The following is a 12,606-nucleotide window of genomic DNA, read 5'->3' as shown; positions in this document are numbered from 1 at the left end:
TGAAAATCTTATGCAAGATGTTTATCTGAACATTCCATGAAACAACTGAAAAAATAATTATGCACGAATGAAAAATAAGCAGCAACAATCTGTATTCAGCTTTGCTGTGCTGGTTGCAGCGCTGGGCTATTTTGTTGATATCTATGATTTGCTTTTATTCAGCATCATCCGTGTGCCCTCGTTAAGATCTTTAGGCCTGAATGATGACCAGATTGCAAAAGACGGTTTATTCATCATTAATATTCAAATGCTGGGCTTGCTTATCGGCGGCATTTTATGGGGTATTCTGGGCGATAAAAAAGGCAGGCTGAAAGTTCTATTCACTTCCATCATTTTGTATTCGCTTGGCAATATTGCGAATGGTTTTGTGCAAACCGTAAATCAATATGCGCTGGTGCGTTTTATTTCGGGCATTGGCCTCGCCGGTGAGCTTGGTGCAGGCATTACGCTGGTAACAGAATTATTACCCAAAGAAAAACGTGGTATTGCCACTTCTTTTGTGGCAGGCATAGGGTTAACAGGTGCAGTGGTAGCATTTTTTATCAAAGAAATGTTTCCCTGGCGAACCTGCTATTTTATTGGCGGCGGCTTAGGCTTCCTGCTTTTATTGCTGCGGGTAAGCGTGCTTGAATCGGGCATGTTCAAGAGCATCGAAAACAAAAATATTTCCAAAGGAAATTTCCTTATGCTTTTTACCAATAAAACACGCCTGCGGAAATATATAACTGCTATTTTTATTGGTTTGCCCACCTGGTATGTCATTGGCATTCTTGTTACCTTTTCAAAGGAATTTGGCGCTCACATGAATATACAGGGCGCTATCGATCCGGGTAAAAGCGTAATGTTTGCTTATGCGGCCATATCTGTCGGTGATATCCTTGTGGGTTTTGTAAGCAAATGGCTTATGAGCAGGAAGAAAGCTTTATATGTTTTTTATGCTATAACCGCCATTGGCATTGTATGGTTCTTTAACCTGCATAATGCAACGCCTTTTCATTTATACCTGGTGTGTGCGCTGCTTGGTTTTGGAACGGGTTTCTGGGCCATATTTGTAACGATGGCTGCAGAACAGTTCGGCACAAATATCCGCGCCACAGTTGCCACCACCGTTCCGAATATGATCCGCGGCTCATTAAATCTCGTTTCCATTTTTTTTGTATGGCTGCAGGGTTCAACCGGTAATTACTTAACGGCGGGCTGGATTACCGGTATCGTTGTATTTATTATCGGCATATTATCGGTGGTTTTTACCGATGAGACTTATCATAAAGATCTTGATTATACTGAAGGAGATATTGCCTGATAAATCTATCAGGTCTTATTGCTTAATTTCATTTCCCCGTATTAAAAATTCACTTACCTGGAAAGAATAATTTCAACAGGATGCTTTGCATTCTATGCTGACCATGAATTTCATGGCACATTTTTTTATGCTGTTATAACATGCAAAGCAGGATAAAAATTTTAGGCCATGCATTGCATCCAATGCTGGTTCCATTTCCCATTGCCTTTAACACAGCTACGATGGTTTGCTGTATGGTATATGCTTCCAAAGGTGATCCGTTCTGGTTTCATGTAGCTTTTATTGCCAACTGCGCCGCTATTGTTACTGCGGTGGTTGCAATGCTGCCCGGTTTAATTGATTGGTTATCTATACCAGAATTGACCGACGCTAAATCAACCGGATTGAAGCACATGATTGCCAACGTTGTTTCGGTAAGCTTTTTTATTGCAAGCGCCATAGTAATGTATCCTGATCTTAATGAAGCAAATCCATCTATACGCTCGAATATTATGCTCACTGTAATAGGCTTTCTGGTAATGTTATACGCAGGATTTAAAGGCTGGTCTATGGTGCAGCGTCATCATATTGGGGTTGATATTACCACTCATGAGGAAATACCTGAACAGGATGAAATTCAAAAAAATGCCAGCGAGATTTTTTCTGATACAAAAGAGCACATTTAATAAAGAAATGCAATAAAGAATTTTGCAAGCAGCTTCATTTACTTTTCTTTACTTTATCTTTTTTAATAATAAATGTTTCCGCCTGGCGGAATATAGTTATGAAGTATTACATCATTGCGGGTGAGGCAAGCGGTGATTTGCATGGCAGTAATCTTATAAAAGAAATAAAGAAACTCGATGAAGCCGCAAGCATCCGGTGCTGGGGCGGCGACCTGATGCAGGCCGAGGGTGCAACGCTGGTAAAGCATTACCGCGATCTCGCTTTTATGGGATTTGCCGAAGTGGTAATGAACCTTAAAACCATTTTTAATAACCTCAAATTCTGCAAAGAAGATATACTGAAGTTTCAGCCGGATGTGCTGGTACTGATTGATTATCCCGGCTTTAATTTACGCATTGCCGAATGGGCAAAAACGGTTAACGGCCAACAATCAACAGTCAACTGCAAAACTGTATTCTACATTTCTCCCCAGGTTTGGGCCTGGAAAGAAAGCCGTGTACCTAAAATGAAAGAAACGATAGATGAAATGATCGTTATTCTTCCATTTGAAAAAGAATATTATAAAGACAAATGGAAGTGGGATGTGGATTATGTGGGCCATCCACTGGTGCAGGTAGTTGAAGAGTTTAAGCAATCTGCCGCCGGCCATCAGCCATCAGCTAATAATATCATTGCATTGCTCCCCGGCAGCAGGAAACAGGAAATTGCAAAAAAGCTTCCCATAATGCTGGAAGTGAGCAGGCACTTTCCGCAATACCAGTTTATTTTGGCAAAGGCGCCTGGCCTGGAAGATGCGTTTTATGAAAGCTTTGTGCGCAATTACACAAATGTTTCTTCTGTTCGAAATAAAACATATCAACTGCTTACAGAAGCAAAGGCGGCATTGGTTACAAGTGGTACGGCAACTTTAGAAACGGCCTTATTCGGCGTGCCAGAAGTGGTTTGCTACAAAGGAAGCAACATAAGTTACCAGATTGCAAAGCGGTTGATTAAAATTAAATATATAGCACTCGTTAATTTAATTATGGATAAACCTGTGGTTAAGGAATTAATTCAAAACGAGCTTACTGTAAAAAACCTGAAGCAGGAATTATCAAAACTGCTTTTTGATGAAGCCAAAAAAGAGCAATTCAGGAAAGATTATGAAGATTTAAAAAACATTTTATCTGCAGGCGGCAATGCATCGGCAAATGCAGCGAAGATTGTTGTGGATACAGCAAAAAATAAGAACTAATTATTCAGTTTTCTTAACTGCTGCAACAACGCTTTCAGGTCTTTCGGCAGCGGCGCTTCAAATGAATATTCCTCTTCATTAAATATAAATTTCAACGAAGCACTGTGTAAAGCCAGCCTTGATAAAAGAGGCCTTTCCTCAATTTCATGCTTACTTAAATTATATTTCTTTTTAAGCGAAGACAGCAAAACAGAGCTGCCATCTCCGTATAAATCATCGCAAACAATACTATGCCCGATAAATTGAGAATGAATGCGTATTTGATGTGTTCTGCCGGTAAGGATTTTAAATTTTACCCAGCTAAAACGCCTGAAATCTTCCAGCATCTCATACTCGGTAAATGAGGGTTTTCCTTTACTGCTTAAAATCATTTTTCCGTTGCCGGAAGGATGCTGCATTATAGGCTCTTCAATTTTTCCGCTTTGCGGGGTAATGCTTCCATGCACAAGGCCGTAGTAAATTTTTTCTGTGGTGCGGCTTTCAAAAAGCTGCGAAATTTCTGCATGCGCAGCTTTATCTTTTGCAAAAACAATTACGCCGCTTGTGCTTTTATCCAGGCGGTGCACGGTAAAAATTTCGCCATATTTATCAGCTAATATTTGCTTAAGCGAAACCTCTTTTCCTTCTCTGTCCGGAATGCTGAGCAAGCCCGCCGGCTTATTAATGGCAATTAATTTATCGTCTTCAAAAATTGTTTCAAACTTCATTATCCAATTCTGTATTAATTTTTCTTTGGCGAGGGTTTCTTTTTCACAAAGCTTTGGTTCATATATTTCAATAAGCGAACTTCTTTTTCATGCAAGAAACGCCATTTGCCACGTTCCAGGTTTTTTTTGGTAAGATTGGCAAACAATACCCTGTCGAGGCCTTTAACTTCATAACCCAAATGTTCAAACAAGCGGCGCACAATGCGGTTTCTGCCACTGTGAATTTCGAGGCCCACCAGCGATTTATCTTTCGGGTCGGCATAGCCGGCAGCGTCAGCAGCTATAAAGCCATCTTCCAGCTCAACGCCTTTGAGCAGGGCTTCCATATCCTTTTTAAGTAAAGGTTTGTCAAGCTTTGCCTCGTATATTTTTTTTATTTCGAAAGATGGATGCGTTAGCTTCTGTGTAAGGTCGCCATCATTGGTAAGCAACAGCACGCCGGTTGTGTTGCGGTCTAACCTGCCTACCGGGTAAATTCTTTCGCCTGTGGCTTGTTGCACCAGTTCAAAAACCGTTTTACGGCCATGCGTATCTTTTGCTGTGGTAATGTAATCCTTGGGTTTGTTCAGTAAAATGTAAACCAGGTTTTTTTGTATATGAAGCTGTTTGTTATTGAATACAACCTTATCGGCTGATGTTACCTTATAGCCCGGTTCGTAAATTATATTGTTGTTTACTTTTACTTTACCTTCTTTCACCAGCACTGCCGCTTCCCTCCTGCCACAAACGCCTGCATGGGCAATAAATTTATTAAGCGGTATTTCTCCCGGGTTTGAACTATTAGCCTTATCTGCTTTTGTGTTTGGGTTTAATGGTTCATGGCCTGGTTTTACCGGCCTGGAAGTCCTGGGTTTTGAAGACTGCAATTCATAATTTAATTTTTTTTCTTCATACCGCTTCTTCTTTTCTTCTTTCCACCTGCGCTTATCCTGTTTTATCGCCTCTTTTTTGCGGGAGTTCTTTTCTTTATTTATAAATTTTTCAAACGAATGCTGCTTCATGTATCTGCTTTGAATGGCAAATGTCAATCAATTAAATAAAAAATGCTTTAAAACTTAAGTTTCAAAGCATTTAGATTGTTTTAAGCTATGCTTCTTTTACCTGCGGTACTGCAAAGCCCATTCAAAGAAGTTTTTCTTATTTACACGCCAGCTTGTATCATAAGCCTGGTTCCAGGCGCTGTGGCCAACGCCTTTCAAACTTGTCAATATTGCCGGGATTTTTGGATTCGCCCCGTTTATAATGTTGGTATAGTTTACAGCATTTCCATAAAACGAATCAGCAGTACCGCAAATATTCCAGCAGGCGATATTGAATTTGGCAACGTTTGTTATTTTATCCGGATGGTCCGCCGCTGCAGAACTTACCGGCCCGATAGCCGCAAACTGCTGGCAGAGGCTCACATCATCCGTCATACAGCTCCATAAGCCCCAGCCACCCGCGCTGAAACCGGTTAAATAAACACGGGAAACATCTATTCTGTAAGTCTTTTTTAATGAAGCAAGCATAGTTTTTATCTGCGGTGCACTCCAGCCCCAGCTTACCGGGCACTGTGGTGTGAAAACAATAAACGAATAGTCTTTTCCATCCGCAGGATTTTTAGAAACGGGATCCCATCCTTTGGAAATGTGGTATGCAATTGTGCCGCTATGCAATAAAGCCTTAATATCTGTGCCTTGCTCGCCCACTCCGTCAAGGGCAATTATTAAAGGATATTTTTTCCTAATGCTTTTTATACCATTATAACCGGCCGGCAGCCATAATAATGCCTGTGAAGTGGGATAGGTATAATCGCCGGTAGCTATTGTTATTTGCTGCTGGCGGCCAACAAGGTCGCCTGTCTGCGTTTTTCTTCTTAATTTTTTAATAGAAAGATCAGATTCATTTGCAGCCGAGACCGTGCTGAGCTGAGCAGTTTCTTTTTTACAGGAAGGAGAAGCCATCAATAACATTACAAACAATACAATAGAGCTTAATTTTCTCATTGAAAAAACTTTACAAAATTTAGTAATAAAAGATATTGGAAAGTAAGTAGTTAAAGCGCCCATGCGGGCGCAAAATTTATGCCATAAGAGGGTTGAATAAAGGATAAATGTGATATTAACTTTTAATGGTTCAGATAGTTGGCTTACAAAAGATTCCTTTTATAAAGAAGACAAAAAAAGCGCTACGATCCTCGTAACGCTTTCATTTTTAAAGCTCCTCAGACTGGACTTGAACCAGTGACCCTCTGATTAACAGTCAGATGCTCTAACCAGCTGAGCTACTGAGGAATGTTTCAGGGGCTGCAAAAATAGTCGTTTTTATATTTTTACCAACTCCTTTTTTAAAATTAGCGTTAAAAGAAATATTCTGTCTTGTATGGATACCGCTGCCGGTACAATGCCCGCACATTTTCCAATACAATATTCCGCAGTTTATCAATATTTCTTTTCTCCACAGCCGAAATAAAAACCGCTTTATTTTCTGTTGCCTTTTGCCATCTTTCTTCAAGCTGGTGCAAAATTTCCTGTTTGGTGCCTGCATCCAGCCATTCATCAAAATTCGTTTCTTCGTAAGCATCAATTTTGTTGAAAACAGTTATAACAGGTTTATCAACCGCACCCAGTTCCTGCAGGGTTTTATTTACTGTGGCCATCTGCTCTTCATATTTCGGGTGTGAAATATCCACCACATGCAGCAGCAAATCAGCTTCACGCACTTCATCCAGCGTGCTTTTAAAACTTTCAATTAAATGATGCGGCAGCTTTCGTATAAAGCCAACCGTATCACTCAGGAGAAAAGGCGTGTTTTCAAAAACAACTTTACGCGTAGTAGTATCAAGCGTGGCAAACAATTTATTCTCGGCAAATACATCGCTTTTGCTCAGCAGGTTCATAATGGTGCTTTTGCCAACGTTAGTATAACCCACTAATGAAACCCGTATAAATTCACCACGATCTTTACGTTGCGTAAAAGATTGTTTATCTATTTCCTGCAGCCTTTTGCGCAGCAGCGAAATTTTATCCCTTACAATACGGCGGTCTGTTTCAATTTCTGTTTCGCCCGGGCCCCTTGTGCCAATACCGCCACCAAGCCTTTCAAGGTGTTTCCACATGCCACGCAAACGCGGCAAAATATATTGGTACTGCGCCAGCTCCACCTGGGCTTTTGCACGGGAAGTTTTAGCACGTCTTGCAAAAATGTCGAGAATAAGATCGCTGCGGTCTATGGCTTTAACGCCGGTGGCTTTTTCAATATTGGTAATTTGCGAGCCGCTTAGTTCATCATCAAAAATGATGATATCCGCCGGGTGCGTTTTAATATAAGCCGCCACTTCTTCCAGCTTTCCTTTTCCTATAAATGTCCTGCTATCGGGCTGCGGTAATTTTTGCGTAAAGGTTTTAATGGCAACTGCGCCGGCTGTTTCGGCAAGAAAGGCAAGCTCATCAAGATTTTCCTGCACCTCGCGTTCTTCCTGGCTCTTTTGCACTATGCCCACGAGCACTGCCCGTTCTTCAGCTTTTACCTGTTGCTTAATATCAATCAAATGCTGTAGCTAATTTTTTTAAAAGTTAAACCAATTCACCCAACCTGCAAATTACAGGCCGCTTAAAGTAAGCCCGATTGAAACGGGGTGAATAACCGGGCCGGCGCCGGTTTTTAAAAAGCTGGTAACCTGGTAAGAACCATCAAGTGAAATGTGGCCAAAACCAATACGGCCGGTTAATGCAAAGCGTGTGCTGTTTATAAACCGCTTGTCAGATTCTTTCTGAATATAATTTTTTGCATAAATGGGATTACCATTGGCATCCACATAATTCTTTCCTTTTGTGTGGGCGGTAACCAATAAGCCACCCTTTATGCCCAGCGCCATCTTAAAGCCTTTATCGGGCTGAACCGGGTTGCCGGAAAACCGCAATTCAAGCGGCACTTCAATAAAACCGGTTGACAGTTTGAATTTATCAAAATGATTAGTGTTGGTTACATTAGTAAACGGCAATGTGCCCGTTTGAGATTTAAGGTTTACGTAAGTATTGGAAAAAAAGATATTGCTTGTTCCTATTCCTAAACCTAAACCCACGCTAAAATGCGGGCTGTTGCGAAAAGGTTTATCCAGCATTACATAAATATTAAAATGCCTTGAAAAGCCTGATGTATTTATGCTGTCCGGCACATTTGGCCACATATCGTAACCATACTGAACCATAAAATGATCGTTTGCCCTTGTGCTCAAATCAAGCTTAGACCACTCCCTGTTTTTTGGCGCCGGTTCCGACATAATGCGGGACAGGGCTGAAGTATCAGTATTAACCTGTGCTTTGGCAGCAACAAAAGCAGCTATTGAAAAGAATAGCAGGAAAAACTTTTTCATCTGGTTCATAATATTTGAGTTTGCTGGTTGCAGAAATCCTGGTTATAATCAGTTATTTCCCGCTTTATGCTTTGTTAATTTTTAAAGTGCGGACAAAAATAAATGAAATCAATCCACACACCCGGTTAAAATAACGCAAAATAAATCTGGTTTTGGCAAGGGCATAAGCATTTGCATCCCGAAATAATTTTTAACCCTGATTTCTTTATCAAACATAAAGCTTAACGTGGCTGGCGTGGCTTAAAAATTGATTCGTTTTAGGCATGAAACCGGGCATGTTAATTCTTCTCACATAGGGAATGTAACAGCAAGGTTACATGAGGCCATTGAAAAAACAAACTTATACGAATGAAACATTTATTATTTGCAAGCCTTGCCCTGCTGCTCATAAACGGCCAGGCGAATGCACACATCAATATGCCGCAAAAAACAGGCAGCGCAAAAATTGCAGCCGCCTTTCATGAAAGCGATACGGCAACCCTCAGCGGAAAATGGGAATTAATGCCTGTGCTGAGCTCTGATACCGCTGCCGGCAAAATTCCTTTCATTGTTTTCAATATTAAAAACGGCAGGTTTACCGGTAACACCGGCTGCAACAATATGAGCGGCGCCTTTTTGCTTTCGCAGGATGCCCTTCAGTTTAATGAAAAGCTAATCTCCACCAAAAAAACCTGCCCCGGCTATAACGAAGAGGCTTTTATGGAAAACCTGCTTAAAACAAACCGTTATCAAATTGAAGATGGCGTGCTTCAGCTAATGTATAACACAACAGTATTGTCAAAATGGGTGCGGCACGCAGATAAAAACCCCACCAAACAAATTTAGTTTGCATGGGCGCAGGTTTTTATCTTTAAACCTTAAAACACTACAATGCAATACAGAAAATTTGGGCGCACCGGCTGGCAGGTTAGCGAAATTGGATATGGCATGTGGGGCATGGCAGGCTGGACGGGCTCTGAGAGCGAAGAAGTAAACCGCGCTCTTGACAAATCGGTTGAAATGGGCTGTAATTTTTTCGATACTGCCTGGGCTTATGGCGATGGTTTAAGCGAACAAATATTGAATGCTGTTTTAAAAAGGCATGCAGGCAAGAGATTGTACGTTGCCACCAAGATCCCGCCCAAAAACCGCAAGTGGCCTTCTAAAAGAGAATTCCTGTTAAAAGATGTTTTTCCTTCTGATTACATAATTGAATACACGGAAAAGAGCCTTAAAAACCTCGGCGTGGAAACCATAGACCTGCAGCAGTTTCATGTGTGGGAAGATGGCTGGGCCGATGAGGATGAATGGCAGGATACGATTATTAAATTAACGCAACAGGGTAAAGTGCGGGCCTGGGGCATAAGCATAAACCGCTGGGAACCCGATAATAGCCTGAAAACCCTGCATACAGGCCTTATAGATGCGGTGCAGGTGATCTATAACATTTTTGACCAGGCGCCTGAAGACAATCTTTTCCCGCTTTGCCGCAAAATGGATATTGGCGTAATTGCCCGCGTGCCTTTTGATGAGGGAACCCTCACCGGCACGCTCACCAAAGAAACCGTTTTTCCCGGGGAAGACTGGCGTTCCACCTATTTTGTTCCTGAAAACCTTAGTTCAAGCGTTGATCATGCGGAAGCTTTGCGGCCTTTGATCCCCGGTGGAATGACTATGCCCGAAATGGCGCTGCGTTTTATTTTAAGTAACCCCGATGTTTCCACAACCATCCCGGGAATGCGCAAACTAAAGAATGTTATGGCCAATATGCAGGCAGGCGATGGCAAGGGCTTAACCGAAAACTTATTACAAGAATTGAAAAGTCACCGTTGGGACAGGGAACCTACCCAATGGTCGCAATAAATATTGTAAGGACACTATTTTTAAAAGCAATGACAATGGTTCATTGCTTTTTTATTTTCTGCTATGCAATATTCTTTCCTTTTTAGGCTGATTTTCTTCGCTGATTACTCCGGCTGCGGCCCTGTTCAGGGCAGTGTGCTGAAAAAACAACGAAAATTGCGGGTGAAACGCGGAGAAATAATCGTTTTTCCAGCGAAAAGAATGGGTTTTATAGGAAATTATACCAGGAAAACAGCGAAAAGAATGAATAAAACAGCGAAAAAAATGAATTTTCCGGCGAAAATTTTTCGCAAAAGCAGCGAAAAGAATGGGTTTTCTCGGGAAAAGAATCGATTTTCTGGGGAATTTTTCCTGTTTTCTCGGGAAAAAATTGAGTTTTCTGGGGAGTTTTTCGGGTTTTTTCGGGAGTTTTTTCAAAATTCTGGGGAAAAGAAACAGTTTTCTGGGGAAGACGAACGCATTTCTGGGGAAGATTTCCGGGTTTCTCGGGAGAAATTCCATGAAAAGGGGGAAGCTAATCCGGTTTGAAGACGTTTTTTTAAACCTGGAACCTGGAAAATCTCCTTCTGCACATCAATATTAATGGGGTAACTTATCTCTCAGCTTTCCATACACCCAGGTACCGGCAACCGCGCTGGCAATTACCACTGCAATCACCGTAAAACCTGCGCCCAATTGTGCAAACAGTGGCCCGGGGCAGGCGCCCGTCATTGCCCAGCCTAAACCAAAAATTAAACCGCCGAAAATTTGCCCTTTATTAAATTTTTTGGGGTGAAAATGTATGGTTTCGCCATAAATAGTCTTTATGTTGAACTTTTTTATGAGCCACACAGCAATTATTCCCGTTATCACGGCCGTGCCTATAACGCCATACATGTGAAAACTTTGCAGTCTGAACATTTCCTGGATACGAAACCAGGAAACCACTTCAGATTTTACCAGCACAATGCCAAACAAAATGCCCGTAATAAGGTATTTGAAATTAAACCAACAGGGGTGCTGCAGCTCACTTTCGTTTATGCACGAAGTATCTTCGGAACGCACCTCATAATCTGTAATAAAATCAACCGGTATATTTTTTTCAACAGTATTCATAATCATTTTTTATAAAGAAAGAATATAAGGCAGGATGAGGTTGGCCATTATAAAACCGCCCGCCATAAAACTAATGGTGGCAACCAGCGATGGCCACTGCAGGTTACTTAATCCCATGATGGAATGGCCGCTGGTGCAGCCGCCGGCATACCGCGTGCCGAAGCCAACAAAAAAGCCACCCACCATCAGCAGCACAAAGCCCCTTGCAGAAAAAAGCGCCGGCCAGCTAAAAAGTTCGGCGGGCAATAAACCGGCGGTATCGTGTATGTTATAATTATTCAGTTCAGCCATTAATGCCGGGTTTACCTGCACGGGGTTTGGATTAGCGAGAAAATGCGCCGCAATAAAACCGCCGCCAATAATGCCCGCAGCAAAAAACAGGTTCCATATTTCTTTCTTCCATTTGTATTGAAAGAATTGAATGTTTGCGGAAAAACATGCGGCGCATATATGCCGCAGGTTAGCCGATATGCCAAAAGATTTGTTGCCTGCAATTAATAAAACAGGCACCATCAGGCCAATTACCACGCCCGACACATACCAGGGCCACGGTTGTTTTAATAGTTCAATCATTGTATAACTCTTTAAAAAAAATCAATTAAGCAAGGTTTCTTTAATAATGATATAAATGCCCATTGCCAGCACAAACCAGCCGAAAACTTTCCTGAGTTTTTCACCATCAATTTTTTTGCTGAATAAACCGCCTATGAAAATGCCGGCAATGGCAATGGCAGAAACGGTTAAAAGAAAAAACCAGTCTGTTTTATGATGGCCTATATCGCCCGCAAAACCCGTGAGTGAATTTAGGGCGATAATGAGCAGCGACGTGCCTACGGCTTTTTTCATGTGCAGGTGCAGCAGTAAAACCAGCGCCGGTATTAAAAGAAAGCCGCCGCCGGCGCCAAGAAAGCCTGTAACAAGGCCAATGCCCGTTCCGTATAAAATTAATACGCCAATGTTTTTTTTATGATTGGAGTGATGTTCTGTTACCTTATTCGTAAGCATGGAAAACGATGCGGCCAGCATTAATACGCCAAACAAAATCATGGTAAGCACAGAGAACTTAAAATGAAAACCGGCAATGAATATATCTTCAGGAATATTGGGAATGATGAGTTTTCTTATAACAAAAACGGTAAGTATGGATGAAATGCCAAACAATAATGTTGTTCTGAAATCAACCAGGTTTTTGCGCCAACTGTTGAAGGCGCCAATTAAGCTGGTGGAACCAACAATAAATAAAGAATAAGATGTGGCAAGCACCGGTGATACGCCAAACAAATACACTAAAACCGGAACAGTAAGAATAGAACCGCCGCCGCCTATTAACCCCAGTGAAATCCCGATAAATAAAGAAGCGATATAGCCGGTAATGTGCATGCAGCAAAATTGCGGTTATGTTTTT

At 41.6% G+C, this 12,606-nt stretch carries 14 protein-coding genes and 1 tRNA gene; 6 read left to right on the top strand and 9 right to left on the bottom strand.

All coding sequences use genetic code 11. The annotated features are described in order from the left end of the window. The first annotated feature begins 67 nt into the window (after positions 1-67). The 3 genes from BM015_RS04605 (at position 68) to lpxB (ending at position 3,203) form a co-directional block, all read left to right on the top strand. The gene (locus tag BM015_RS04605) at positions 68-1,303 is read left to right on the top strand and encodes an MFS transporter (RefSeq protein ID WP_090654969.1); all 1,236 of its coding nucleotides are present in this window, start codon (positions 68-70) and stop codon (positions 1,301-1,303) included. Positions 1,304-1,443: 140 nt separating this feature from the next. After that, positions 1,444-1,968, top strand: coding sequence for a DUF2231 domain-containing protein (locus BM015_RS04600; protein ID WP_090654966.1), 525 nt, complete (start codon positions 1,444-1,446; stop codon positions 1,966-1,968). Between the two features lie 98 nt (positions 1,969-2,066). Further along, positions 2,067-3,203, top strand: a complete 1,137-nt coding sequence (gene lpxB / locus BM015_RS04595; protein WP_090654962.1) for a lipid-A-disaccharide synthase — start codon at positions 2,067-2,069, stop codon at positions 3,201-3,203. On the opposite strand, the gene BM015_RS04590 is transcribed toward lpxB, so the two are convergent. The 6 genes from BM015_RS04590 to BM015_RS04565 all read right to left on the bottom strand — a co-directional run bounded on the left by BM015_RS04590 (position 3,200) and on the right by BM015_RS04565 (position 8,273). Further along, a complete protein-coding gene (locus BM015_RS04590) occupies positions 3,200-3,910 on the bottom strand; it encodes an RluA family pseudouridine synthase (protein ID WP_090654959.1) in 711 nt (236 codons plus the stop codon). The two genes, lpxB and BM015_RS04590, sit on opposite strands and share 4 nt — an antisense overlap. A 14-nt stretch (positions 3,911-3,924) precedes the next feature. After that, positions 3,925-4,911 (bottom strand): pseudouridine synthase, encoded by a 987-nt coding sequence (locus BM015_RS04585; RefSeq protein ID WP_090654956.1) that lies wholly within the window; start codon positions 4,909-4,911, stop codon positions 3,925-3,927. Between the two features lie 96 nt (positions 4,912-5,007). Next, on the bottom strand, positions 5,008-5,895 hold the full coding sequence (locus tag BM015_RS04580) for a carboxylesterase family protein (protein ID WP_143075747.1): 888 nt from the start codon (positions 5,893-5,895) through the stop codon (positions 5,008-5,010). A 214-nt stretch (positions 5,896-6,109) separates the two neighbouring features. Continuing rightward, positions 6,110-6,183: transfer RNA gene (locus BM015_RS04575), tRNA-Asn, on the bottom strand. 65 nt (positions 6,184-6,248) lie between these two features. Continuing rightward, positions 6,249-7,439, bottom strand: a complete 1,191-nt coding sequence (gene hflX, locus BM015_RS04570) for a GTPase HflX (protein WP_090654951.1) — start codon at positions 7,437-7,439, stop codon at positions 6,249-6,251. 51 nt (positions 7,440-7,490) lie between these two features. Beyond that, the gene (locus tag BM015_RS04565) at positions 7,491-8,273 is read right to left on the bottom strand and encodes an outer membrane beta-barrel protein (protein ID WP_090654948.1); all 783 of its coding nucleotides are present in this window, start codon (positions 8,271-8,273) and stop codon (positions 7,491-7,493) included. Positions 8,274-8,612: 339 nt separating this feature from the next. On the opposite strand from BM015_RS04565, the gene BM015_RS04560 reads away from it, so the two are divergent. The 3 genes from BM015_RS04560 to BM015_RS04550 all read left to right on the top strand — a co-directional run bounded on the left by BM015_RS04560 (position 8,613) and on the right by BM015_RS04550 (position 10,634). Continuing rightward, complete coding sequence (locus BM015_RS04560) at positions 8,613-9,089, top strand: META domain-containing protein (RefSeq protein ID WP_090654945.1); 477 nt, start codon at positions 8,613-8,615, stop codon at positions 9,087-9,089. Positions 9,090-9,134: 45 nt separating this feature from the next. Continuing rightward, entirely contained in the window at positions 9,135-10,106 is a 972-nt protein-coding gene (locus tag BM015_RS04555) for an aldo/keto reductase (RefSeq protein ID WP_090654941.1), read from the top strand. Between the two features lie 63 nt (positions 10,107-10,169). Continuing rightward, complete coding sequence (locus BM015_RS04550; RefSeq protein ID WP_090654938.1) at positions 10,170-10,634, top strand: hypothetical protein; 465 nt, start codon at positions 10,170-10,172, stop codon at positions 10,632-10,634. 51 nt (positions 10,635-10,685) lie between these two features. Here BM015_RS04550 and BM015_RS04545 read toward each other — a convergent pair whose 3' ends face one another. The 3 genes from BM015_RS04545 to BM015_RS04535 are packed head-to-tail and all read right to left on the bottom strand — an operon-like array spanning position 10,686 to position 12,581. Continuing rightward, the gene (locus BM015_RS04545) at positions 10,686-11,201 is read right to left on the bottom strand and encodes a YeeE/YedE family protein (protein WP_090655274.1); all 516 of its coding nucleotides are present in this window, start codon (positions 11,199-11,201) and stop codon (positions 10,686-10,688) included. A 9-nt stretch (positions 11,202-11,210) separates the two neighbouring features. After that, positions 11,211-11,774, bottom strand: a complete 564-nt coding sequence (locus tag BM015_RS04540) for a YeeE/YedE family protein (protein WP_090654935.1) — start codon at positions 11,772-11,774, stop codon at positions 11,211-11,213. A 21-nt stretch (positions 11,775-11,795) separates the two neighbouring features. Continuing rightward, entirely contained in the window at positions 11,796-12,581 is a 786-nt protein-coding gene (locus tag BM015_RS04535; protein ID WP_090654932.1) for a sulfite exporter TauE/SafE family protein, read from the bottom strand. Positions 12,582-12,606: the final 25 nt, after the last annotated feature.

Origin of the sequence: Parafilimonas terrae, from assembly GCF_900115755.1 — a bacterium.
Classification (GTDB): Bacteria; Bacteroidota; Bacteroidia; order Chitinophagales; family Chitinophagaceae; genus Parafilimonas; species Parafilimonas terrae.
The sequence above is the reverse complement of the archived record's forward strand: the minus strand, read 5'-3'. Positions and strand labels throughout refer to the sequence as shown.

Excerpts from the sequence above, each read along its gene's own strand:
- BM015_RS04605 (WP_090654969.1), top strand. The coding sequence starts at position 68 with ATGAAAAATAAGCAGCAACAATCTGTATTCAGCTTTGCTGTGCTGGTT.
- BM015_RS04600 (WP_090654966.1), top strand. The coding sequence starts at position 1,444 with ATGCAAAGCAGGATAAAAATTTTAGGCCATGCATTGCATCCAATGCTG.
- lpxB (WP_090654962.1), top strand. The coding sequence starts at position 2,067 with ATGAAGTATTACATCATTGCGGGTGAGGCAAGCGGTGATTTGCATGGC.
- BM015_RS04590 (WP_090654959.1), bottom strand. The coding sequence starts at position 3,910 with ATGAAGTTTGAAACAATTTTTGAAGACGATAAATTAATTGCCATTAAT.
- BM015_RS04585 (WP_090654956.1), bottom strand. The coding sequence starts at position 4,911 with ATGAAGCAGCATTCGTTTGAAAAATTTATAAATAAAGAAAAGAACTCC.
- BM015_RS04580 (WP_143075747.1), bottom strand. The coding sequence starts at position 5,895 with ATGAGAAAATTAAGCTCTATTGTATTGTTTGTAATGTTATTGATGGCT.
- BM015_RS04565 (WP_090654948.1), bottom strand. The coding sequence starts at position 8,273 with ATGAACCAGATGAAAAAGTTTTTCCTGCTATTCTTTTCAATAGCTGCT.
- BM015_RS04560 (WP_090654945.1), top strand. The coding sequence starts at position 8,613 with ATGAAACATTTATTATTTGCAAGCCTTGCCCTGCTGCTCATAAACGGC.
- BM015_RS04555 (WP_090654941.1), top strand. The coding sequence starts at position 9,135 with ATGCAATACAGAAAATTTGGGCGCACCGGCTGGCAGGTTAGCGAAATT.
- BM015_RS04550 (WP_090654938.1), top strand. The coding sequence starts at position 10,170 with ATGCAATATTCTTTCCTTTTTAGGCTGATTTTCTTCGCTGATTACTCC.
- BM015_RS04545 (WP_090655274.1), bottom strand. The coding sequence starts at position 11,201 with ATGAATACTGTTGAAAAAAATATACCGGTTGATTTTATTACAGATTAT.
- BM015_RS04540 (WP_090654935.1), bottom strand. The coding sequence starts at position 11,774 with ATGATTGAACTATTAAAACAACCGTGGCCCTGGTATGTGTCGGGCGTG.
- BM015_RS04535 (WP_090654932.1), bottom strand. The coding sequence starts at position 12,581 with ATGCACATTACCGGCTATATCGCTTCTTTATTTATCGGGATTTCACTG.